Raw genomic sequence first — 1,104 nt, forward strand, 5'->3', positions numbered from 1 at the left:
TGGCCTATCACGACCGCTCCGACGGCGGCGTGTTTGCCGCGTTGTGCGAAATGGCGTTCACCTCGCATCTGGGGCTGGATATCCGCCTCGACGGCTGGGGCGATGGTCGCACCGGCGACCCGCTGCGGGTGTTGTTCAACGAAGAACTGGGTGCCGTGGTGCAGGTGCCCGTCGACGAACGTGCCGCGTTTGCCGATCTGGTGGCGCAGCACGGTCTGATCGAATGTGCCCAGCGCATAGCCAAGCCCACGACGGCACCCACGGTTCGCATCAGCGATGGCGATGAAGAATTGGTGCAATGGCGTTGGGACGAATTGTTCGATGCATGGTGGGCGGTCACCCATGCGATGCAACAACTGCGCGACCACCCTGATTGTGCCGACAGCGAGCGCGACAGCGTGCGCCGCTTCGATGCGCCGGGCTTGCAGCCGGTGTTGCACTTCGATGCCAGTGAGGATGTGGCCGCACCGTTCATCAACACCGGCGCACACCCGAAGGTGGCGGTCCTGCGTGAGCAGGGCGTCAACAGCCAGATCGAAACCGCGTATGCCTTCGATCGCGCCGGCTTTGACAGCTTTGATGTGCACATGAGCGATTTGATTGCCGGCCGCTTTGATCTGGCCGACTTCCACGGCTTGGTAGCCTGCGGCGGGTTCAGCTACGGCGACGTGTTGGGTGCGGGGCGTGGCTGGGCCACCTCCATCCTGGAGCGCAGCACGCTGCGCGACATGTTCGGTGCCTTCTTCGCCCGCGACAACAGCTTCTCGCTGGGGATCTGCAACGGCTGCCAAATGCTGGCGCAGTTGCGCGACATCATCCCCGGTGCCGAGCATTGGCCCAGTTTCCAGCGCAATACCAGCGAGCAGTACGAAGCGCGGCTGGCGCTGCTGGAAGTGGCGCAATCGCCGTCGATTTTCTTGCGCGGCATGGACGGCTCACGCATCCCGGTGGCGGTGGCGCATGGCGAAGGCCGCGCGGTATTCGCCAATGGTGTTGATCAATCCGCCGTGGATGTGGCGCTGCGGTATGTGGAAGGCGGCCAAACCGCCCTGCATTACCCGGCCAACCCCAACGGTTCACCTGATGGCATTGCGGGTGTCACCA

Annotated in this window: 1 protein-coding gene; it reads left to right on the forward strand. The window is 63.9% G+C overall.

The features are described 5' to 3' along the window. Positions 1–1,104: phosphoribosylformylglycinamidine synthase subunit PurQ (locus tag QWB57_RS03145; RefSeq protein ID WP_288968294.1), on the forward strand; the 1,104-nt coding region annotated here is incomplete at both ends.

The organism is uncultured Thermomonas sp. (assembly GCF_937872235.1).
Classification (GTDB): domain Bacteria; phylum Pseudomonadota; class Gammaproteobacteria; order Xanthomonadales; family Xanthomonadaceae; genus Thermomonas; species Thermomonas beijingensis.